The sequence below is a fragment of the Arthrobacter sp. 05T47 genome (genome assembly GCF_056395825.1).
In genome coordinates, this window is record NZ_JBFTKG010000001.1 from 179,318 (window position 1) to 200,616 (window position 21,299).

Consider the following 21,299-nt stretch of genomic DNA (forward strand, 5'->3'; position numbering starts at 1 on the left):
AACCAGCCCCCGGAGGCAATCCACCATGGTCGAACAGTTGACGGCCTTTGTGCTCACCTGCCTCGTCGTCGTCCTCGTCCCGGGCCCCGACTTTGCGCTCGTCCTCAGGAACGCGGCCCGCGGCCCTCGGGCAGCGGCAACAGCCGCCGCCGGAATCATGGTGGGCAACACGATCCTTGCCGCACTGGCCGTCCTCGGTGTCACGGCGTTGCTGGGGGCATCGGAGGCCCTTGGGACCGGAATACGGATCGCCGGGGCCGCGTACCTGCTCTACCTTGGTGCCCGGGCCCTCGCGGAGGCATTTGCCAGGAAGCACAAGCAACCGGCGGTACCGCAGGCTGAAGGCCCCTCCCGCGGCAGTTCACCCTTCGTGCAAGGAATGGTGAGCAACCTGCTCAACCCGAAAGTCGCCGTCTTCTATTTGTCGCTGTTCCCGCAATTCAACGTCGCCCCGCTGCCTGCCCTTGCCCAGCACGCACTGATGGCGGGCATCTTTCTCCTGATCGCCCTGGCCTGGTACGTGCTGCTGGTCAGCGGGCTCAAGAAAGTGACCACCGTCCTCGCCCGGCCACGAACCAACCGGATCATCGTCGGAGGTTCAGGCGCGGTCCTGGTCGGGGTTGGCGGGACGATCCTGACGAAGACCCTGGTCTCCGCTTAGCCGCGGCGGAAAGCTGCGCCCATCCTGCCGAGCTACCACGGGTCATTCGAAACGGGTGATGGCCTACCGGGACTGTGTGCGCGAAGAACGGCGCATCCTGCCACCCGTGGCATCCATCGCTACAGTTGGAATGACGTCATGCCGACGGTTTTGGCCCCGCAGAAACCAGGAGTCTTCCATGAGCAACCAACAGCTGATCATCGTCGGATCCGGTCCTGCCGGTTACACCGCGGCAATCTACGCCGCGCGGGCCGGCCTCGAGCCGCTCGTCATCGCCGGGGCGGTCACCGCCGGCGGCGCACTGATGAACACCACCGAGGTAGAGAACTTCCCCGGCTTCCCCGGCGGGATCCAGGGACCTGAGCTCATGGACGGCCTTCAGCAACAGGCTGAGAAGTTCGGCGCCCAGGTGATCTTCGACGACGTCACCGAAGTCCACCTCATTGGCCACCTCAAGCGCGTGGTCACCGGCGCCGGGGACACCTATGAGGCGCCCGCCGTCATCCTCGCCACGGGCTCCGCGTACAAGGAGCTCGGATTGCCCGAGGAGAAGAAACTCAGCGGCCACGGCGTCTCCTGGTGCGCCACCTGCGACGGGTTCTTCTTCCGCGACCAGGACATCATCGTGGTCGGCGGCGGCGACTCCGCCATGGAGGAAGCCACGTTCCTGACCCGCTTCGGGAAGACCGTCACGGTGGTTGTTCGCAAGGGCGAGCTTCGCGCCTCCCGCATCATGGCCCAGCGTGCCAAGGACAATCCCAAAATCAGGTTCGCCTGGAACTCCGCCGTCACTGCCATCCACGGCGATGCCAAGGTTACGGGCGTGACGTTGACGGATACCCGGACCGGCGAAGCCCGCCAACAGGCCGCCACCGGCATCTTTGTGGCGATTGGGCATGTCCCCCGGACCGAGCTGCTGGCCGGCCAGATTGACCTTGACGCCGAGGGCTACATCAAGGTGGACTCCCCCACCACGGTCACCAACGTGACCGGGGTCTTCGCGTGCGGGGACGCCGTGGACCACCGCTACCGCCAAGCCATCACGGCGGCCGGTACCGGCTGCGCCGCGGCCCTCGACGCCGAACGCTACCTCGCGGCGTTAGAAGATGCGGACAGCATCGCCACCGCCCTGGTCGAGGAGCCCACCCACTCGTAGGCGCTCACTTCCTGCACCACTGCCTAGACCACGACGGCGCCGCCGGGACCGTGGCCCGGCTGGCGGCACTCACGGCTCAGCCGCTTCTTCATCCTGTGCGGCCGGACCAGGCTTGGCCACCGCGGCGTCGGGCTGCGGCAGCTGGTTCGCCGGGCGGTCGGCGTCGAGCTGGTCGGCGTCAAGCTGGTCGGCGTCGACGGCGGCGAGGTTGCGGATCAGGACGATGAGCCAGGAGAAGATCAGCAGGGCGGCGATGAGCTCCACAGCGGTCAGGTTGTAATAGCCGACCGGGAACCACAGCACCGCGGCAGTGACGATCGCAGCGAGGAAAACCCAGCCTAGCGCGGCGAAGGTCGCCGGGATGGACGGCACCAGGGCGCGGATCCGGACGATCAGTGACCCGTACACCACCACCATGCCGGACGCGGCCAGGGTGTGGAGGCCGAAGCGCTCATCGACGGGGAACACGCCGACGCAGGCCAGGAAGATCCCCAACAGGACGATCCCGCTTTCGAGCAGTCTGACCCGGTGACGCGCGGACGGGGTCGCCGCCGCCGTCGCCAGGGTCAGGGTGGAGTATCCCGCCAGGGTGGTGACCACTACGCCGGCGACGATCAAGGTGAAGTTGAACGTCACCCCGGAGATATCGGAGCTCGCGCCGAGGGCGCTGAGGTGCTCTTGCCACCACAGCGGGTCCTGCGCAGTGAGCATGCTGGTGAGGACACCAGTGACGAGGAACCCGGCAAGGAGCGCGGCCAGCCGGTAGGCGGTCATGCTGAGCGCCGAGAGGTAGGCGATGTAGGCGCTGACGGCCCCGGTGGTTCCGACGAGGACGGCGGCTGCCACGGGGTAGAGGACGGCGTCGAGGAACGCTTGCTGGAAGATCGCGAAGAGCGCCAGCCAGCCAAGCAGGAAAATGGATGCGTGGGTCAGTGCGAGGGCGGTGATGTCGATGGCGGTGCGGAGCCGGCCGGACCGGGCCGATGCTGCCGGAGCCGCCGGTGGCGGTTGTTGCCTGCGTTGCACGCAGCCGGCGACCACTGCCCCGGCCCCCAGAATCGCGGTGCCGAGCGCAGCTATGTCACCGGCCGAACCACGGCCGGACAATGCGACAGGTTCCCGCCCGACGAGCAGAAGCGCGACGCCGCCGAGGACCAGGAAGCCTGCACTGCCGATGACGAGCGCCCGCGACTCGGACGTTACGGCTGCGCGGTGGGTTGGGTCCGACATCACTCACTTCGATTCGCCGGGGTTGCGGGTAACCCCACGCTATGGCCGCTGTGGGGCCGGTGCCGTCACCCGGAGCGGATGAAACCCGGCCAGATACGCCCAGCGCTGTGCCGGCGGCGGCCTACTGCCCCGGGTGCGGAATGATCAGCACGGGACGGCCCTGCAGGCGTGTCAGGTTCACGCTGACCGAGCCTTCCAGAAGCCGGCTCATCCGGGCAACCCGGCCGGGCCGCTGGCCGCCGACGATCAGCGCGGCCGCATCCGTGCTTTCCGCCAGCCGGACCAGCGCCCGGGCAACTTCCCCGTTCAACACCCGGAAGGACCAGGTTCCGCCCGGCGCCCCAAGAATGCCCTCCAGAGAGTTGAGCAGTTGCGGGGCCGGGAACTCGGCTTCCAGGTTTCGGACAGGATCAAGGGACGTGCCGTCCCGGTAGCCGGCTTGGTCCCACTCCGTGAGGTAGCTCGCCGGGTCAACGAACGCGCAGATCAGGTGCGCCCTCATGATTGATGCGAGCCCTGCTGCGGCCCGTACCAGCCGCTCGTCGAATTCCCAGGGCACGCCGAGAACCAGCGGGCCGTCCGACCACGGCCCGTCGCCGACCTGACCGGGATCAGCTGGCGGTTCCACGTCGTCCATCCGTCGCGGCTCCCACCGGCGGGCAGCCTATGCCCCGGGGGCGTGCAGAGATTTCACGCCTTCATTATGCCCATTCCCGGTCCCCCAGGGGCAGGGCATCAGCTTGCCGCGGCAGACTCCAAAGCCTGCAGCAGCGGCGTCGTCGGCCGTCCGATCAGGCCGGACAGCTCACCGGTGACGGTAGCCAGCAGCCCGGCCTTGGTGTCCGTATCGAGGGCGGCGAGGAATCCGGCAGTGCCCTCGTCCAGCCCGGCAGCGGTCAGGAGCTGAACCAGTTCGGGTGCCGAAACGGGCCGGTACACAACTTCCTTGCCCGCGAGCTCGGTGATCGCCGTAGCCAGTTCCTCGAAGTCCCAGGCGTGGTCGCCGGAGAGTTCGTAGGTACGGCCCTCGTGCCCGGCGGAGGTGAGAACGGCCGCGGCGGCCGCGGCATAGTCGGCCCGGGTGGCGCTGGCTACCCGGCCGGCACCGGCGGCGGCCACGACGGCGCCCGTCTGCCGCGCAGTTGCCACGGTCTGGGCATAGTTTTCGGTGTACCAGCCGTTGCGCAGGAATGTGAAGCCGAGTCCCGATGCGCGGATGAGCTCCTCCGTTGCCTTGTGCTCGGGCGCCAGGATCAGCTCGGTGGTGTCCGCGGCGAGGACGGACGTGTACGCGATGAACCCGACGCCAGCGGCTTTGGCCGCGGTGACGACGTTCGCGTGCTGCGCCACCCGGGCGCCCACTTCGCTGCCGGAGACCAGCAGGAGCTTGTCGACGCCCGCGAGGGCGGCTTCGAGCGCGGCCGGATCGGAATAGTCCGCTACGCGCACCTGAACGCCACGGGCACGGAGATCTTCGGCCTTCGCGGCGTCGCGCACCACCGCGAGGAGCGAGGCCGGTTCCTGGGTGGTGAGCAGTTCCTCGAGGACCAGCCGGCCCAGCTGTCCTGTGGCACCTGTTACTGCAATCGTCATGTTGCGCTCCTGGAAGTCATCGTGAAGTTGTCGTGAAGGGATGTTCATCAAGTTCTGGCAGCCCGGCGAACCGGCGCCCGGGATTCACAACAGGCCCCCGGTGCGGGTCATTCCCAGTGTTAAGTTGTGTGACTGTTACGTTGAGCGACGCCGGCGGTCTCGCGGAGCCGCTAGGGGTTCGGCCCTCGCGTCTAGGTCAGGGTCCAGGATCGCTTGGACAGCCCGAACCAGAATCCGTCGATCGCCGTCTTGGCCTGGATGTCGCCCGAGCCGTAGGCGGCTCCGAGGGCAACATAGAGCGGAGCCCAGTGCTCACTGCGGGGGTGCGCTTCGCGGGCGGCCGGCGCCTTGTTCAGGAAGTCCAGGATGGAGTCGACATCGCCGCGGGCCATGGCTTCCTCGGCCCAGTGGTCGAATTCCCGGGAGACCGTCGGCGGGGTGCTGTCCGGTCCGCCGGCAGGATTGAACCAGCGCAGGTTGTGCGTGGTGAATCCCGATCCGACAATCAGCGTGCCCCGGTCGCGCAGGGGCCCCAGCGACACGCCGAGATCGAACAATCCCTGCGGATCGAGCGTCGGCATGGACATCTGCACCACAGGTACATCTGCCGCCGGGTACATCTCCTTCAGCGGAACGTAGGCACCGTGGTCCAGGCCGCGGCTTTCGTCGCGCGCCACGTGGTGGCCGTGGGCGGCCACGAGTTTTCCCACCTCGGCAGCCAGCTCAGGCGCCTGCGGGGCGTCATATGCCACCTCGTAGTACTTCTGGGCGAAACCGCCGAAGTCATAGACCAGCCCCGGATCACGGCCGGTGGCGCTCAGCGTCACTGGGGCGTTCTCCCAATGGGCGGAGACCATGAGGATGTCCTTGGGCTTGCCGAACGTGCCGGACCACTCGTTGAGTTCGCGGGTCCACGTGGAGTCGTCGGCCAGCGGGGGCGCTCCATGGCTGAGGAAGAGGACGGGAGGCCGGTCGGCTGTCTGAGTCATGGGACTATCGTAACCCGTTTTCATTGAAGCTTCAAGTGTATTGTCCGACGCCGGCCCCGCCGGAACGGGGGCACTGTCACAACGAGGGAACAATCAGAACGAGGGCACAATGAACCCGAGGCCAAGGAGGCCGCGGCCCGACTGCTCGAGGACGGGATCCCTGGTGAGCGCCGCATGGTTCATCAGGACGTTGACGTCGCGCTGGATCCGCTGGAGCGGGTGCGACAGCCGGTGGACGCTCCCGCCGGATCCCGCCATGACCAACCGAACCGCCTCCGCCGACGCCTCGCCGCTCAGTGCAAGGGAAAGGCGGTATTCCCCGCGCTCCCGGTCCGTCATTGTTGCGGGCCGGCGGCCATGAGAGGCTGCGACCACCCGGATTGCCTCCTGCCAGTGCAGCCGGGCCGTGGCCACCAGGCCGTAGGCCTGGGCATAGCGGACCTGCGCGAGCGGCGCGTCTGCCTGTCGCGCCTCCACCGTGTGCTTGACCTTGCGCACCATCATCAGCTCGCGGAACAGTTCGACGGCGTACTCGGCAGAGCCCAGGGCGGCGGCCGGAGCGACCATGTTCAGGAGTGGGCCCATGGGGGTGTGGATCAGCGGATCCTGGTGGATCTCACTTCCCGGGTTGGCCTCCGCGCTCAGGAGGTCCCAGTCCAGCGTTCGATGCTGCGGGACGAACAGGTTCTCGGCGCGAATGTCGTTGCTCCCGGTCCCGCGCAGGCCGGCCGTCTCCCAGACGTCGAGGACCTCGACGTCGGCCAGCGGAACCAGGCACTGCAGGCGCACCCCGCCGTGCTGTGCGGCGAGCAGGGCCCACCCGGAATGCATCACTCCGGAGGCAAAGCTCCACCGGCCTGTGATGGCGTAGCCTCCGGGGACCTTGTCGGCCACACCGGCCGGCGCACCGGTGGCGGCCGCCAACGGAGCCGGGCCGTCCGCGAATACCTCCTCCTGCGCCTGCCGCGGCCACCGGGCGAGCATCCAGACATGCTCGATCAGGTGGCCCGCCGTCCAGGCTGTGGAGGCGCAGCCCCGGGCGAGCCGGCGGACCACCTCGGCGTAGGTCTCCACGTCCATTCCAAATCCCCCAACGGCCTTGGGGGAAAGCAGGTGAAAGAGTTCGGCCGCCTGCAGTTCCGCCATGGTGGAGTCCGGGATGCGGCGAAGCCCCTCCGTCTCCGCGGCACGCTCACGCAGGGCTGGAATAAGCCCCTGGACCCGGGCGAGCATCTCTTCGCGTGACGGGACAGCGGCAGGTGCCGAAGCGCCGGCACGGGCCGCGGGTGCGGCCCGTGCGCTGAGTTTCGGCATGGCGAGCGGCTCATCATGCCGGGCAGCTCCGGCGTCGGACGGCAGCACGAGCGTGTGGGAGGTGTGGTCGCGCTTTGCCGCCAGGTACCGGAGGTTGGCCGGAGAGGCATGGACCCCCGTGGCGATCTGCGCGGAAACGTCTACACCAAGGTCCCTCAGCTGGGCGGCCTTGTCCGGGTTGTTGCTGAGCAGGCGCACCGCGCCGGCGCCCATGGCTCCCAGCATCTGGGCCGCGGCGGTGTAGTCCCGCTCGTCTTCGCCATGGCCCAGGGCGAGGTTGGCCTCGTAGGTGTCCAGCCCGCCGTCCTGGAGGGCATAGGCATCGAGCTTGGAATACAGGCCGATGCCCCGGCCTTCCTGGCGGAGGTAGAGCAGGAATCCGCCGGCGTCGGCGATCCGCTCCACGGCCTCGCGCAGCTGCGGGCCACAGTCACACCGCTGGCTGCCGAACACATCCCCCGTCAGGCACTCAATGTGCAGCCGCACCAGGGGTCCCGCGCCACCCTGCACATCGTCCCGCACTGCCCGCTCCCAGTCGCCGAGGCCCAGAAGCAGATGCTCCTTTCCGTCCGCGAGCCCACTGAAGGTCATCACCTCGGCATCGGCGGTGAAGCCGTCCGGAAAGCGGAGCGGCACCGAAACCCGGCTGCGCACAGCAGCTGCGGGGGCGGCGGCCGCCCGGGCGATGGTCTCTGACACAGTGCTCATCTCAGGTCCTCAGGTCTTCGGTAAGGGGTGCAGCCGGCGTCGAGCTCTTTCGGCCTTCCCCACAACTTTACTTGAAGCTTAAAGTTATACGGTTGCGTGGCCGGTCACGCAAGAGGAGTCTCCGTGTGACGGACCCGGCAGAGGAGATCGGCTTGCACCGCGGGCAGGTGCGCGCAGGCGGGTGCACGAACAAGCGGCAGGGCAGTGGCATGATGCAGTCGTGACTATCGCAAAAACCATCCTGCTGTTCGTCCTGGCGGCGGCAGCTGAAATTGGCGGGGCCTGGCTCGTCTGGCAGTCCGTCCGCGAGGGCCGGGATTGGTGGTGGGCCGGACTGGGGGTAGTGGCCTTGGGTATCTATGGCTTCGCCGCGACGCTGCAGCCGGACGCGCACTTCGGACGCATCCTTGCCGCGTACGGCGGCGTCTTCGTGGCCGGCTCCCTGGCCTGGGGCGTGGTCTTCGACGGGTTCCGGCCGGACCGGTGGGACGTCCTGGGCTCGGCGATCTGCCTCCTCGGCGTGGCCGTCATCATGTTCGTTCCCCGCGACGCGGGCGGACGATGACCATGACCCGGTTCGTGATTGGCCCGGATGTGGCCCTGTATCTCGCCCGCCAGGAAGCGGTGATCGCCCAGGACCACCAGCTCGTGGCGCCGACTCTTCTTCGCTCACATGTGCTCTCGCTCCTGTACCAGGCAGTCCGGCGCGGCGACGTGACGCAGGCACAGGCCGACCGTCAGCTCGATTACCTGCGGGGCCTTCGCATCCGCCTCCTCGGGGACCGCGTCTTGCAGCGCGCCGCGTGGCGGCTCGCCGAACAGCTGGGATGGGAAGACACTTTCGACGCCGAATACGTGGCACTGACCCGGCTTCAGGCGGACGCGTTCGTGACGCTCGATGCCGCGCTGGCCACGGCCGTGCAGGGGCTGGTCAGCATCGCGGAGCCCACGGTGTTGCTCGCCCGCGCCACAGACTCCAAACCGGCCGCGGACCTCTAAGCAGCGCAGGCCCAGGACGCCGGCCCTGAGAGCCGAGGAGGCTAACGCGCCTGGCACCGCCTACCGGCCGGCCGTGCGGTCCATCACCTCGCCGAGGATCCGCGCGCCCTCCCGGAAAGCGCCCGGGTTGGCTCCGGCGTAGTTGAGTCGAATGAACGGCCCCGCCGGCTCGGCCGGGAACCACTCGGTGCCGGCGGCGATGATGACGCCGGCGGCCTCGCAGTCGCGGACGAGCCGGTCGACGTCGGTCCCGTCCGGCAGGCGCGCCCAGAGGTTCAGCCCGCCCCTGGGGAGATGCTCGACGTGGGCCAGCGGCGCAAGCTCCCGCAGGCTGCTGACCAGCAGGTCCCGTCGGGCCTGGAGCTGGTGGCGCAGTCCGCGCAGGTGCGTCTGCCACCCCGGTTGCGTCACGACGTCGAGGGCGGCCGCCTGGAGTACGCCGCTGACATACATCGACTCGGCTCCCCGGGCGGCCAGAATGCGCTCACGCGCCGGGCCGCGGGCGATTACGGCAGCGATGCGGATGCCCGGCGACACGCTTTTGGTCAGCGAGCGAATGTAGACCACATGGCCGAAATCGTCGCGGGCGGCCACGGGCGCGGCATCGGTGGTGATGCCGAAGTCATGCGCCCAGTCGTCTTCAACAAGGAACGCCCCGTGGGAGCGGACCACTTCCAGCACCTGCTCAGCCACACGTGCCGTCCATTGCGCGCCGGTGGGGTTCGCGTAGTTGGGCTGGGCGTAGAAGAGCCGGGCTCCGGTCTCCTCGAAGGCACGGGCCAGCGCGTCGGGGTCCGGGCCCTCGGGGCCGCTGGGCACCGGAATAACCCGGACGCCGGCCTGGGTCGCCGCCAGGATGGCGCCCCAATACGTCGGGGATTCCACCAGCATTGGCTGCCCGCTGCCCACAAGTGCCCGGAACACGGAACTGAGCCCGCTCTGGCTGCCGGGCAGCACAATCACGTCGCTTGGTGTTGGTGGCGCCACCCCGGCCGGGGTGGCATCGCGGAGTTCGTGCGCAAACCAGGACTGCAGGTCCGGCAGCCCGGCCACGGGCGGGCACGATATTGCCGCCTCGCTGCGGGCCGCCCGGGTCAGGGCCGCCCGCACTAGGCGCTCCGGAAGGAGCTCCCGGTCCGGGTAGCCCGAGTGGAAGGCGATGACGTCGTTCGGCGCGGTGCGCATCGCCGCCGATACGGGCCGGACCGGCGCCTGGGGTGAGCCCAGCGCGGCCGTCTGCCAGCCATAGTCCGCCGGCCGGGCGGTTCGGACGGACCGCACAAAGGTTCCGACGCCGGGACGGCTCTCGATCAGGCCCTGCGCGGCGAGCGTGCGGAGCACCTTCTGCACCGTCACGGGACTGGCCTGGTACTCGGCAACCAAGGACCGCGTGGACGGCAGCCGGGCGCCGGGTGCGGCCCCTGAAATCCACCCCCGGAGCCGAGTCAGCATTTGCGAGGTGCTATCGTTATTCATGAGAGACAATAGTAGCGCTACTACGGTTATTGACCAACCGATATCCTCCCGGCCGGCAACCGGCATGTGGTGGGGGCTCCTCGGCGTCGCGGCCTTCTCCTTCACGGTTCCGTTCACCCGGGTGGCGGTTGCCGGACTGTCTCCGCTTTTCATCGGTTCGGGCCGGGCCGTCGTCGCCGCCATTCTCGCGGCGTGTGCCCTCGCCCTGACCCGGCAGCGCCCGCCCCGCGGCGCGCAGTGGGCGCGCGTCGCCGTCGTCGCCGCCGGGGTGGTTGTCGGCTTCCCGCTGCTGACCTCCTTCGCCCTCGCCTCCGTTCCCGCCAGCCACGGCGCCGTCGTCATAGCGCTACTCCCGGCGGCGACGGCAGTGATGGCAGTCCTTCGCGGCCATGAACGCCCGTCCGTCACGTTTTGGATCATCACCGGCGTCGGAGCGGTTGCGGCCATTGGGTTCGCGTCCGCGCAGTCGGGCGGCATTGGAGAACTGCACCAGGCGGACCTGCTGCTCTTCGGTGCCGTGGCGCCCGCGGCGGTCGGCTACGCCGAAGGCGGCAAGCTGGCGCGCGAACTGGGCGCCTGGCAGACCGTCTCGTGGGCACTGGTTCTCGCCTCTCCCCTCATGGTGGGGCTCGTGGCCTTCTCCACGGCCGGGCAGCCGCCAGCCGGCACTCCTGTGCAATGGGCCGCCTTCGCGTACCTTGGGGTCGTGAGCATGTTCCTCGGCTTCTTTGCCTGGTACCAGGGCCTCGCCATCGGCCCCATGGCACAGGTCAGCCAGATCCAACTCGTCCAGCCTGTGCTGAGCATCGGCTGGGCCGGGCTGATCCTGGGCGAGGAGCTGACCTGGACCACCATCGTCGGCGGCGCCGTGGTGGTTCTCTGCGCCGGCCTGGCCGTCCGTTCACGGTCCGCGCCGCAAAGGGCCAAGGCGGTGACGGGCGTGGCGGCAAAGCAGTCCCGCTGACCCAAACTCCGCCCCGCACGACAACACAACAGCCCGATCCCGATCCCGATCCCGATCCCGATCCCGATCCGAATGGAGGATCCCCGTGTACATTCCCGCACATTTCACCGCCGGCCCCGATGCCGTCCAGCAGTTGCTCCGCCGTCCGGCCGCCGCCAACCTGATCACGGCGACCCCGAAAGGCATCCTCGCCACGCTCATTCCCTTTGTGTTCGACCCGACGTCCGGTGAACACGGTGCGCTGCACGGGCACCTCGCCCGCAACAACCCCCAATGCACCGAACTTGCCGCCGGAGAATCCCTGGCCATCATCCAGGGCGCGGACGCCTACATCTCGCCGACGTGGTACCCATCGAAGGCAGAGCACGGACGCGTCGTTCCGACGTGGAACTATTCCACCGCCCATGTGTACGGCAACCTCGTCATCCACGACGATCCGGACTGGCTCGCCGGCCACGTACGGCAGCTGAGCGACCACAATGAAGCCGGCTCGGTGCGGCCCTGGAGTGTCGATGATGCCCCCGAACGCTACATTGCCGGCCAACTGCGGGCGATCGTCGGCGTCGAACTTCTCATCACCCGGATCGAGGCCAAGAACAAGCTCAGCCAGAACCGGCCCGACGCCGACATTGACGGCGTGGTGGCCGGGCTGCGGGCCCGCGGGCAGATGGAAAGCGCCGCCGATGTCGAAGCGGCCCGCGAGGTCCGCGACGGGCCGCGATGCCCCCACTCCGACGCCTCGGCCCTGCCACCGGACTAAGCCAGGGCCGGGCGGAGCGGGAACACATATTCAGCGCCCTCAGTCCGTTTGTTTTCGCTAGGTTTTCGTACCGGTGACACGCAATAGGTCCGGCGCACTGCCCATTGCCGCGGTCCGGGCTCTGCAGCCTGGGCCGCGGCAGGGATCAGCTTCTAACCCTGGCGCAGCCCGAGTGTGTTGCCATCAGGATCACGGAACCACGCACCCCTAGCGGGGCCGAGCTGCGCGATGTGGCCCGTGGTCGCCAAGGGCCCTTCGGTATAGTCCAGGAATTCGACGCCCCTGGCGCTCAGGTCCTGGACCACGGCCTCGATATCCTCCACCTCGAAGTGCGCTTGGGTGTGCTCCGTGGCGACGGGCGGGCGCTTGAAAATTGATATTTCGCTGGCGGTTCCGCAGCGGTACCGTACGCCCACAGGGGTTTCCCACAAGAATGTCAGGCCGAGGGTTTCGCCGTAGAACGCCTTCGCCCGTTCCAGGTCCGTGACCGGAATTGTGGCAACAACCATCGTGGCAGAAATCATCAGATGCCTCCTCGGTAGACCCACCCGATCGGTGCGGGCGGTCCGTCGCGCCGGGAACCCGGGAGCCGGAACTGGGAACCGGGTCACCGTGCTTGTCCACGGATCGTCGCACCGTTCACCGGCACCTGGACAGGGTCTTCGGGCCTTCGTCGCAGCCCTTTTCGCAGCGCTTTCCCGTTGTCGACACGCAAAACGCCTGGCGCTACGGGAATACCAGCAGCGCCAGAGAATCTCCGCGTCATCCGTGCGCGTCCGTAGCGGAATCCCACGACTGCCATCTCATGACGGCGCGTGATGGGCATCGGCACAGCAACCCGTTTCGACCTTGTGCATTCACGCTGGCAGGTCCTTACTGGTGGGAGGTTGGGCGGCAGGCGCTCCAACCGCTGGACCTGGATCTAGGAGGCCAACATGTTCGCTCGCGTCAGCACGTATCAGCCCGGCCCGGACAGCTCCGGGGCACCCTCAGATGACACCGCCAACCGGGTGCTCCAACTGCCGGGATGCCTGGGCATCTATTACTTGCTTGGGAAGGACAACAAGTCACTGTCGATCACGCTATGGGAGGACGCGGACGCCCTTGCCGGCAGCGAGCACGCTGCCGGCAAGATCCGCGCCGAGACCAGCGCGGAGCAGCACATGCAGATCCTGGGCGTCGAGGAATTCGAAGTCCTCACCAAGCACCTCAAGGGCTAAGGGTCAGGCGTCATCCATCGCCAGGGACGATCGGCGGAAATCGGTGCGCCACACGTCCAGGTCGACTCCGTCGCCGTCAGTAAGGACGTATTCGGGCCAGCGATCGAATGCGGAGCAGGGATGGGATATCCCGAAATCCACCGTGTCGGTGACCTCCAGCCCGGTCGCGTCGGTGAGGACTGCGTGGTGGTCGTAGAGATTGCGCACCGCCGCGGCGGCGCCGTTCTTTGTGGCACCGTCCGCTGTCCGTGCCGACAGGAAGACCGGCAGTCCGGCGTCGTACGGAAGATCCCGTTTGCCGGCCCCCACAACCGCCATACCGGGTTCAGGGGTAGACACGACGACGGCGCGAACAGAAAGCGCCGGGATGAGTCCCGGGACGGGGCTGACGGCGGCGTAGGTTCCGTGATCGTGCGTGACGTAGCAACCGGATCGGAGAATGATCCGTGTTCCGGGCACCTGGCCGGCGTCGGGAAGGAACTCCACCACCCGGTCAGGGAACGCGGATCCGCCCATTGAATAGATGGGAGTGGCGGTCTCGAAGAACGCCGCCGCGGCCAGATAGATGTCCCGCACCAGTTGGCAATGCCGGTCCACCGCCGCGACCGTCTCCTCAGCCCGGCTGTTTGGCACCACGCCCTCGTAGCCGGCAACCCCCACCAGTCTCAGGCCCGGCGTGGCACGGACCAACTCAGCCAGCAGCAGACCGTCGTCCAGGCTCCGCACCCCCGTGCGCCCGCCTGGTGTTCCGACGTCGATCAGCACCTCAAGGGCGGTGGCACCGCCGTCGAAGACTTCCCCTGCCGTCCTGATCCCGGCCGCCGAGTCGACGAAGCAGCGGATCTCCCGTGCGGGGTCTTCCTCCAGCCACGTGCGGATACGCGTCAGTCCGAATTTGTCGACGATCTCGTTGGCGACCAGGACGTTGCTATGTCCCCACGTCAGTGCCGAGGCGACTTGATCCACGGTGGCGACGGTGACGCCGACGGCGCCCGCGGCCAGTTGCCGCTCGATGATCGGTGCCGACATGGTTGTCTTCACGTGTGGGGCGAGATCCACGCCCCGGTCCCGGCACCACGCCGCCATGACCCGGATATTGATCTCGAGGGCCTCGCTGTTGAGCCGCAGCTGGGGATACGCCGGGCCTGTGACGATCCTGGCCGCGAATTCGCCCTCGGCTCCGTCTTGGCTCTCGATCAGCTTGCCCACGCCACTCCCCTGTTCCTAGGTCCCAAAAGTTTCTGCACTGATTGCTTCAACACTGGAACAAATCTACTGGAGTACCAGCGCACGGGTGGACTCGGCCAGTTGCCTGCGAAGGAGAAGCGGTGTCACACTCGGGCCATGGTCCCGCTGATTCAGAGGCGACTGCGCGAGTGATATGAGCCCCGCGCCGACTGACTTGCTTCACTTCACCGAGCACGGCTCGGGCAAGCCTTTGCTGCTCATACACGGGTTGATGGTCACCGGCGAGATGTTCGGCCCAGTGCTCGAGGCTCTCGCCGCCCGGCATCGGGTGATCATTCCAGACCTGCGCGGGCACGGGCGGAGCCGGGGACTTCCGCCTCCGTACACGGCCACACAGCTGGCGGCGGACCTGGCCCGCTTGCTGGATCATCTCGCCATCGACTCCACGGCCGTCCTTGGCTACTCGCACGGGGGCGCCATCGCGCAGCAACTGGTCCTGGACTTTCCCGGGCTCTGCGAGCGCCTCGTGCTCGTGTGCAGCTATGCCTACAACATGGCCACCTGGCGCGAGTGGGTCGAAGGCCATGTGATGCCGCCGGCGCTCCGGGTCATGGGGATGCGCCGGCTGGCCAGGCTGGTAGCCGGCCAGGCGGCCCCGCAGCTGGGCAGCGAACGTACCGACTGGCTGGCCGCGCTCATGGCGGACCAGGACGCCCAGGCGATGGCGTCCGCGTGGAAGGCTGCGATGGCGTTCGACAGCAGGCCCCGGCTGGCCGAAATCGCGTGCCCGACGCTCGTCGTCGCGGCCGCGAACGACCAGGCGGTGCCGTTCCATCACGCGAGGATGCTCCACGCCGGCATCCCCGGTTCCCGCCTGGTGGTGATCGACGCCGCCGACCACGCGCTGATCTGGACGCATCCGGAGGAGCTCGGGCGCGTAGTCGGGGATTTCCTCGGCGCCTGAGTGCGGGCAAGCCCCGGGCGAACTGCCGCTCCGGTCCGGTGCCTATACGTCCAGCGCCGGGTTCCGGTCGAAGAAGCCCACCGGCTTGAGCCAGAACGCAACTGTGTCCGCCGGCATTACCGGCCACTCCTCCGGCCGCGGGATGTGGTGGATGCCGAAGACGTACCAAAGCACGACGTCGGTGTTTTTCACGGACCGGCCCTGCCGCACCCATTCGGGCATTCCCAGTCCGCCTGCTCCTTGGTTCACAAACTCGCCGGCCGGCCAACGTTCGTTGGCATCGTTCGGCGTCACCCATACCGTGTGCCCAATGACCTCGGCGCGCTGGAAAACCGGGGATGCCGGGTCAAAGAATGCGGGGAACGACGCTCCAGGCACCAGCTTGTAGGACACCGGGGTTCCCAGTCCGTTGACTGAATTGTCGTTGGTAACCGTCCATGCCCGCTGGGTTTCCCAGGAATAGTCGTCGTGCCCCTCGGTCGTGATGGGGGTCTTTTTCTGATGCAGGGCGAGCCCGTACGGATTGTCCGGACCCATCGGGACCATCTCGGTTTCCGAGCGGTAAACCGTGTTGGCCGCACCGTCGATGTCGAGGTCGAGCCGGGCCACCAGGAAGTGTTGATGGAAGGGCGCGTAGGTCCGGTTGTCCACAAGGGTTCCGCTCGGATGCTCCTGGCCCTCGTCGAAATGTGTGACCACCATGATTCCAGTGGCTCTTACTTCGCACTCGATGTTCCCGTCCTGGTAGAAGCGCCAGTAGACCAGGTATTCGTAGTTGGCCACAGTGACATGGAACGAAACCACCAGTCGACGCATGCGGCGCACCTCCATGCCGCCGTCGTGGTCGATGTGCTTCCACAACACCGCTGCGTCCTCTTCGTGGATACAGATCGCATTCTTGATGGTGAAGGGCTCCCCAGCCGAATTGTGCATGACCGCGTCCAGATACCTGATCTCTCCGAGACAGTCGCAGCCCAGTTCAAGCGACGTCGTCATGAATCCCAGACCCCATTCGCCGACGTCGAACGCGGTGCGGCGGTAGTGGTCGTCGCTCGGGTCCCGATAGGGAACAGCCATTTCGGCGAAGGACAGGCGGTTTGCGATCGGCCGTTCCCGGCCTCCGTCGCGATACCTGACCCGGTGGATGGTCATGCCTTCGCGGTAGTTGAACCCGATGCGCATGGACCAGTTCTGCCAGCTGATCCCGTTGCCATCAACGCCGAAGGACACGCCCTCTGGCTGGACGATGTCCAGCGGCTTCAGCGGTTCACGCGTGCTGGCGTTGCGGAGCCGCTCCGGGATCAGCGCCGGGACATATTCGCCCATGACCTCGGGAGGGTCAACCGCATAGGTGTCCTCGATGTCCAGAAGCTCCATCGAGGCCAGGTCAATGATGCAGTGGAAACCGTTGACCGGACCTGCATAGGGGTTCGCTCCTGGACGGGCACGGACCCAGGTATCGGACCAGCCGATCCGGCGGCCCTGGTACTTTTCCGGGACCATTGTCAGGCCGTAGGTCCAAACGTCCATGAAGACCAGGGACAGGTCCGTGATGCCGCGCTTGGCAAGCGCAGCGATCACGCGCGGGTCACTGCGCAGCGCCGCGTCAGCTTCTTCCCACTCGTCCACGGTCATGTTCGCCTGGACTCCCGGGATATGGGTGAAGGAGAGGACAACCCCGCGGGTCAGGGACAGCCGCGCCTGGTAGGTCTTGTTGGAGGACCGTTCGAAGCAGTTCACCCCGACGACCCGATCGGGCGCCGCCGCTCCGGCTTCGGCTTCGAAGGCGTCGACGGCGGCCTTGTCCGGTTCGATCAGCTCAATGGCCGCCAGTCGCCAGGCAGGAAATGTGATGCCCTGCTCGCTGGCGAGCATGACCGCCGCTGCACGGAACTCGTCCGCGCTGAGAGGATCCAGTGGATGAAACGTGGCCGCAATGTTCACTGCGCTCTCCTTCTCCGAGATCTTGTTGCCCTGCTCCGGCCATGAACCCGGAGCCGCTGGACCGTTGGCGGGTCCCTAGTTCGTTTCCTCCCTGATGTGCCAGGGAGAGCCATATCCTTCAGGCTCGGGGGCGGCCATCAAATCCAGGAATGGTTTGGCGGGGAAAGCCTCCGGCCCCAGGACGCCTGCCCCCGTCCATGTTCCGCTGGCAAGCAGCTCGAGAGCAATGATCGGGTTGATGGCCGTTTGCCACACAACGCATTGGCTGGCGTAGTTTTCCATCGTCCACGCATTGTCGGCCACATGGTAAAGGTAGGTACTTCGTGGATTGCCTTCCTTGTCTTGGCCCCGGACCAGGACCCCCGCACATGTCTTGCCCGTGATTTTCGGGCCGAGCGTGGCAGGGTCCGGGAGGCACGCTGCAACAACGTCCCTCGGGCTGACCAGGGATCCTTTGACGTTCACCGGTTCGGTGGAGTCGAGACCGAGTTTGTGCAGAACCCGGAGCACGTCGATGAATTCGTTGCCAAGGCCGTACTTGAAATTCACGGTTTTGGCGTCAATCCAGCGCGGCATGAGAAGCACTTCTTCGTGTTCGACATTGACGCATTCGACAGGCCCAATGCCCTCCGGGAAGTCGAAGACCTCGGGCTCGCTAAACGGCTCTGTGGTCCTCCAGCCAAGCTCGGATGAGTACACGACAGGCGGGTTCAGGCACTCCTCAATCGTCGTCCAAATCGAAAAAGAAGGGGCAAAGTCATAACCTTCAACCACCAGGTTGGCCCCGTCCCGGACGGCCAATTCGTCGATCCGGGAGAAGAGGAATTCCTGGGCATAGGCGGCAAAGACATCGGACAGGCCGGGTTCGACGCCCATTCCTACCAAGGCCAGGCGGCCGGCGGCTTCCCATTCGCCCGACTGGTCAAATTGCAGATCACCCAGCTTCAGTCCTGGGAGCTGATAGGGCACCTCGGGATGCGGCGTCGACAGCGACATCGCCATATCGAGGTACGTTGCACCCGCCTCCGCCGCCCCTTCGAAGATGGGCATCACAAAGCGTGGGTCAACGGCATTGAAGACGTGTGTGATGCGATACCGGCGTATCGCATCGGCAACCGCCCCCTTGCTCGAAGCGTCCAGGGCCACCGCCTCAAAGCGCTCCCTGAGGCCAGAAGGAAGGGATTGCACGACAGATTCGGCGCGCGCCGCGTCGTAGTCCGCGACGACGAATGCGTCGAAGAAGCCCCGGCGCGCCGCGATGCCTGCGGCTGCTCCACCCACGCCGCCGGCGCCTATGCACAGGATCCTCATTGGTGTCCTTCAGCTGGGAGCCACCGGGTGGAAACCACGGGGTCGGCGGTGAGATTCTTGGCGGCGCGCCTCATTCGTCCGCGCTCCGGGACAGTGTGCGGCCGCGGAAGAAGTCGGGCTTCCGAATCCACCAGACACCCATGAGCACGGCCCCCATCAGCAGGCCGCCGATGCCCACCACTGCCTCGGCACCAATACCGAAGATTGTCACGTTGTTGCCATCTGCGTCCTGCAGCCAATCGGGCTGGGCGAAGTTGGCCAGACCGTAGACGAAGACGGCTGCCAGCATGAGGCTGCCTACCAGCGGGAACACCCCGCGCATGATGAAGTTCCGGAAGGACGACGTCAGTGTCTTGCGATAGAACCACACGCAGGCGAGGCCGGTCAGTCCGTAGTAGAACGCGATCATCAGACCGATCGAGCCGATCAGGGCCAGAAGGAGGGACGGGCTGATGAATGTGAAGACGAGGAAGAAGAAGGCGGAGGCGATGCCCATGCCGATAGTGGACCAGGTGGGGGTGAGGAAATTCGGGTGGATCCGCGCGAACTTTTCCGGGATCGCCTTGAAGACCGCCATCGACAGCGAAGTGCGCGCCGTCGGAAGGATCGTCGTTTGGGTCGACGCCGACGCCGACGTCAGGATGGAGAATCCGAGAAGCGTCATGAGGATCGATCCAACCGGGCCCTCGCCGAACAATGTTGGTCCGATGGCCGAGAAAACGTCGGCCGAGTTTTGCGGATTTGCCAGCCCGATTCCCGAGTCGCCGACGCCGGCGAAGGCGACGGCGGCGACGGTCACGATCGCGTAGGTGGCCAGCAGGAGGACTGTGCTGATGATGGCCGCGCGCCCCGGCGTCTTCCCCGGGTCCTTCGTCTCCTCATTCACCGAGACCGCACTGTCCCAGCCCCAGTAAATGAAGATCGCGGTCAGCATTGCAGGGGCAATCGTCTCGCCGAAGTCGAGTGTAAAGGGATTGAACCAGTCCAGGGACGGGATGAGGGAGTACGGCTCGGCGGTCCCCGAATACACCCTTACCAGGGCGAAGACTGCGAAAAAGATCAGGATGAGGATTTCGAATGAGAGCAGTACGTATTGCACACGGGCCGTGAGCTCGATGCCCCGGTAGCAGATCCAGGTCATTATCGCGATCCACGCCAGGCCGGCAATCGTCGTTGCAACGACGTTGCTCGACAGGGCCGCAACCTCCGGCAGCCCGAATCCGCCCACAAACGTGAACGAGTACGCGCCGGCGATCTGGGCCAGGTTGGACATGACCACGATGTCGGCGATGATAATTCCCCATCCACCCATCCAACCTGTGACCGGACCAAACGCTCGTGACGCCCAGGTAAACGTAGTTCCGCAGTCAGGCTCCGCCTTGTTCAGCTCCTGGTATGCGACCGCAATGAGGTACATCGGGATGAAGGCGAGAAGGACGATTCCGGGCGCCTTGACACCGGCAAAGATGGTGCCGCCGACGACGATGAATCCCAAGCTCGCCGCAAGGCTGTACGCAGGGGCCGTCGATGCGACTCCCACGACGACACTCGATACGAGACCGAGCGCACCGCCCTTCAGCCCCTTGCTGTCGACTTCTTTGCTCCCGGAATGAACAGTGCTTGCCATCTTGTCTCCCAACCGAGGAACCGGCAGTGCCGGTGAAGCGGTATCCAACCCTTACCCAACGAAAAGCGGGAGACCCGATGGGTAACTACAGCAAATAATCCATCGTCTGCAGATTTACCGCAAGAGGGCGGATTGATCCGGTCCAGGGGCGTGGGGTCCTGCGCTTCCTCGGCGGTCTAGGTGTCTTCTTTCGTGGTCTCCGTGAAGAGGTCACCCTGTGCGGCGCCGGAACCGGACCTGCCGCCGCCCGCGCCGCGCAGGACGAAGGCGATTCCGACGGCGACTACTGCGCCGGTCAGCGGCCCGGCGACATACACCCAGTAGTCGCTGAAATTGAGACTGGCGAGATCAGGCCCGAACGTCCGGGCCGGATTCATCGACGTGCCGGAGATGGGGCTGCCCCACAGGCCCGCCAAGGCAATGTAGGCGCCTACTCCAAACGCCCCCAGCAGACCGACGTTCTGGGCCCCGGAGGCGGTTCCCAGGATGACGCTGACCAGCACCATCGTCAGCAGTGCCTCCATCAAGAACGCGGCGCCGGCCGTATAGTCCGCCGCCGGATAGTTGGAACCGTACGTGGCGGAGACTCCGATTACGGCTTGCAGCAGCAGGCAGGCAAGCGTCGCCCCGATGAGCTGGACAACGATGTAGCCCGGCACCCGTCGCCACGGGAAGTCGCCGCGGAGGGCGAACGCGATGCTGACCGCGGGGTTCAGATGCGCGCCCGAGATCTTGCCCATGAACAGGATGATCCCCATCACCATCAGGCCGGGGGCCACCACGGCCGCCGTGCGGCTGATCACACCGGGGAACGCCTGGCTCATCATGCCGCCACCGGCCGCGACAATGACGAGTAGGAATGTGCCATACAACTCCGAGAACAGCCGCCGCCATTCCTGCCGGGGATCGTTAAAATCCTGGATTCGCTGCATGATGTTTTGCTCGAGGACCCCCAGTTCGCCGGCAAGATTGTGCTCTTGCGCCCGGGTCTCACCCGCGCCCACGCGTCCGGTTCCGTCTTGTCCCTGATTTTCCGCCATGGCCCGTCACCTCCGCCGACTCTGGCATCGTGATGGTGCCGCACCCAAAGCGGGCCGGCACCTGAGACCCTCAATGTACCGCTGCCGGAGATGGTTGTCAGCGCTGTGCGAGTGGGCCGCTGCTGGTTGGTGGCTGGCTCGTTCCGTCCGCCATC

20 protein-coding genes are annotated in these 21,299 nt (G+C 66.6%); 8 read left to right on the forward strand and 12 right to left on the reverse strand.

Annotated features, from left to right (window positions below; translation table 11 throughout):
- Positions 1-25 precede the first annotated feature (25 nt).
- Positions 26-661, forward strand: a complete 636-nt coding sequence (locus AC1DEY_RS00795; RefSeq protein WP_441408477.1) for a LysE family translocator — start codon at positions 26-28, stop codon at positions 659-661.
- A 178-nt stretch (positions 662-839) separates the two neighbouring features.
- The gene (gene trxB / locus AC1DEY_RS00800; RefSeq protein ID WP_476866331.1) at positions 840-1,817 is read left to right on the forward strand and encodes a thioredoxin-disulfide reductase; all 978 of its coding nucleotides are present in this window, start codon (positions 840-842) and stop codon (positions 1,815-1,817) included.
- 69 nt (positions 1,818-1,886) lie between these two features.
- On the opposite strand, the gene AC1DEY_RS00805 is transcribed toward trxB, so the two are convergent.
- From AC1DEY_RS00805 to ribA, 5 genes are all read right to left on the reverse strand, one after another.
- A complete protein-coding gene (locus tag AC1DEY_RS00805) occupies positions 1,887-3,047 on the reverse strand; it encodes a hypothetical protein (protein WP_476866332.1) in 1,161 nt (386 codons plus the stop codon).
- Between the two features lie 121 nt (positions 3,048-3,168).
- A complete protein-coding gene (locus tag AC1DEY_RS00810) occupies positions 3,169-3,675 on the reverse strand; it encodes a universal stress protein (RefSeq protein WP_476866333.1) in 507 nt (168 codons plus the stop codon).
- 107 nt (positions 3,676-3,782) lie between these two features.
- On the reverse strand, positions 3,783-4,640 hold the full coding sequence (locus AC1DEY_RS00815; protein WP_476866334.1) for an SDR family oxidoreductase: 858 nt from the start codon (positions 4,638-4,640) through the stop codon (positions 3,783-3,785).
- A gap of 191 nt (positions 4,641-4,831) precedes the next feature.
- On the reverse strand, positions 4,832-5,629 hold the full coding sequence (locus AC1DEY_RS00820) for a dioxygenase family protein (RefSeq protein WP_476866335.1): 798 nt from the start codon (positions 5,627-5,629) through the stop codon (positions 4,832-4,834).
- Positions 5,630-5,722: 93 nt separating this feature from the next.
- Entirely contained in the window at positions 5,723-7,651 is a 1,929-nt protein-coding gene (gene ribA / locus AC1DEY_RS00825) for a GTP cyclohydrolase II RibA (RefSeq protein WP_476866336.1), read from the reverse strand.
- Between the two features lie 220 nt (positions 7,652-7,871).
- Here ribA and AC1DEY_RS00830 point away from each other — a divergent pair, with 220 nt between their 5' ends.
- Entirely contained in the window at positions 7,872-8,216 is a 345-nt protein-coding gene (locus tag AC1DEY_RS00830; protein ID WP_476866337.1) for a YnfA family protein, read from the forward strand.
- A gap of 2 nt (positions 8,217-8,218) precedes the next feature.
- Positions 8,219-8,650 carry a type II toxin-antitoxin system VapC family toxin gene (locus AC1DEY_RS00835; protein ID WP_476866338.1) on the forward strand — a complete coding sequence of 144 codons (432 nt, stop codon included), beginning with the start codon at positions 8,219-8,221 and terminating at the stop codon, positions 8,648-8,650.
- Positions 8,651-8,710: 60 nt separating this feature from the next.
- Here AC1DEY_RS00835 and AC1DEY_RS00840 read toward each other — a convergent pair whose 3' ends face one another.
- Entirely contained in the window at positions 8,711-10,126 is a 1,416-nt protein-coding gene (locus tag AC1DEY_RS00840; RefSeq protein WP_476866339.1) for an aminotransferase-like domain-containing protein, read from the reverse strand.
- Between AC1DEY_RS00840 and AC1DEY_RS00845 the strand changes: the two genes are divergently transcribed.
- Positions 10,125-11,090, forward strand: a complete 966-nt coding sequence (locus AC1DEY_RS00845; protein ID WP_476866340.1) for a DMT family transporter — start codon at positions 10,125-10,127, stop codon at positions 11,088-11,090. The genes AC1DEY_RS00840 and AC1DEY_RS00845 overlap by 2 nt on opposite strands.
- Positions 11,091-11,175: 85 nt before the next feature.
- Entirely contained in the window at positions 11,176-11,850 is a 675-nt protein-coding gene (locus AC1DEY_RS00850; RefSeq protein WP_476866341.1) for an FMN-binding negative transcriptional regulator, read from the forward strand.
- A 152-nt stretch (positions 11,851-12,002) separates the two neighbouring features.
- On the opposite strand, the gene AC1DEY_RS00855 is transcribed toward AC1DEY_RS00850, so the two are convergent.
- A complete protein-coding gene (locus AC1DEY_RS00855; protein ID WP_441408459.1) occupies positions 12,003-12,374 on the reverse strand; it encodes a VOC family protein in 372 nt (123 codons plus the stop codon).
- A 411-nt stretch (positions 12,375-12,785) separates the two neighbouring features.
- Between AC1DEY_RS00855 and AC1DEY_RS00860 the strand changes: the two genes are divergently transcribed.
- Positions 12,786-13,070: a hypothetical protein gene (locus tag AC1DEY_RS00860; protein WP_476866342.1), complete on the forward strand. Its 285-nt coding sequence runs from the start codon at positions 12,786-12,788 to the stop codon at positions 13,068-13,070.
- Positions 13,071-13,073: 3 nt separating this feature from the next.
- Here the strand turns inward: AC1DEY_RS00860 and AC1DEY_RS00865 are convergent, their stop codons facing one another.
- Positions 13,074-14,279 (reverse strand): alanine racemase, encoded by a 1,206-nt coding sequence (locus AC1DEY_RS00865; RefSeq protein WP_476866343.1) that lies wholly within the window; start codon positions 14,277-14,279, stop codon positions 13,074-13,076.
- Between the two features lie 172 nt (positions 14,280-14,451).
- On the opposite strand from AC1DEY_RS00865, the gene AC1DEY_RS00870 reads away from it, so the two are divergent.
- Positions 14,452-15,222, forward strand: coding sequence for an alpha/beta fold hydrolase (locus AC1DEY_RS00870; protein WP_476866344.1), 771 nt, complete (start codon positions 14,452-14,454; stop codon positions 15,220-15,222).
- 42 nt (positions 15,223-15,264) lie between these two features.
- Here the strand turns inward: AC1DEY_RS00870 and AC1DEY_RS00875 are convergent, their stop codons facing one another.
- The 4 genes from AC1DEY_RS00875 to AC1DEY_RS00890 form a co-directional block, all read right to left on the reverse strand.
- Entirely contained in the window at positions 15,265-17,166 is a 1,902-nt protein-coding gene (locus AC1DEY_RS00875; protein ID WP_476866345.1) for a primary-amine oxidase, read from the reverse strand.
- A gap of 75 nt (positions 17,167-17,241) precedes the next feature.
- Entirely contained in the window at positions 17,242-18,477 is a 1,236-nt protein-coding gene (locus AC1DEY_RS00880) for a saccharopine dehydrogenase family protein (protein WP_476866346.1), read from the reverse strand.
- 70 nt (positions 18,478-18,547) lie between these two features.
- The gene (locus AC1DEY_RS00885) at positions 18,548-20,104 is read right to left on the reverse strand and encodes an APC family permease (protein WP_476866347.1); all 1,557 of its coding nucleotides are present in this window, start codon (positions 20,102-20,104) and stop codon (positions 18,548-18,550) included.
- 176 nt (positions 20,105-20,280) lie between these two features.
- Entirely contained in the window at positions 20,281-21,144 is an 864-nt protein-coding gene (locus AC1DEY_RS00890) for an MIP/aquaporin family protein (protein WP_476866348.1), read from the reverse strand.
- Positions 21,145-21,299: the final 155 nt, after the last annotated feature.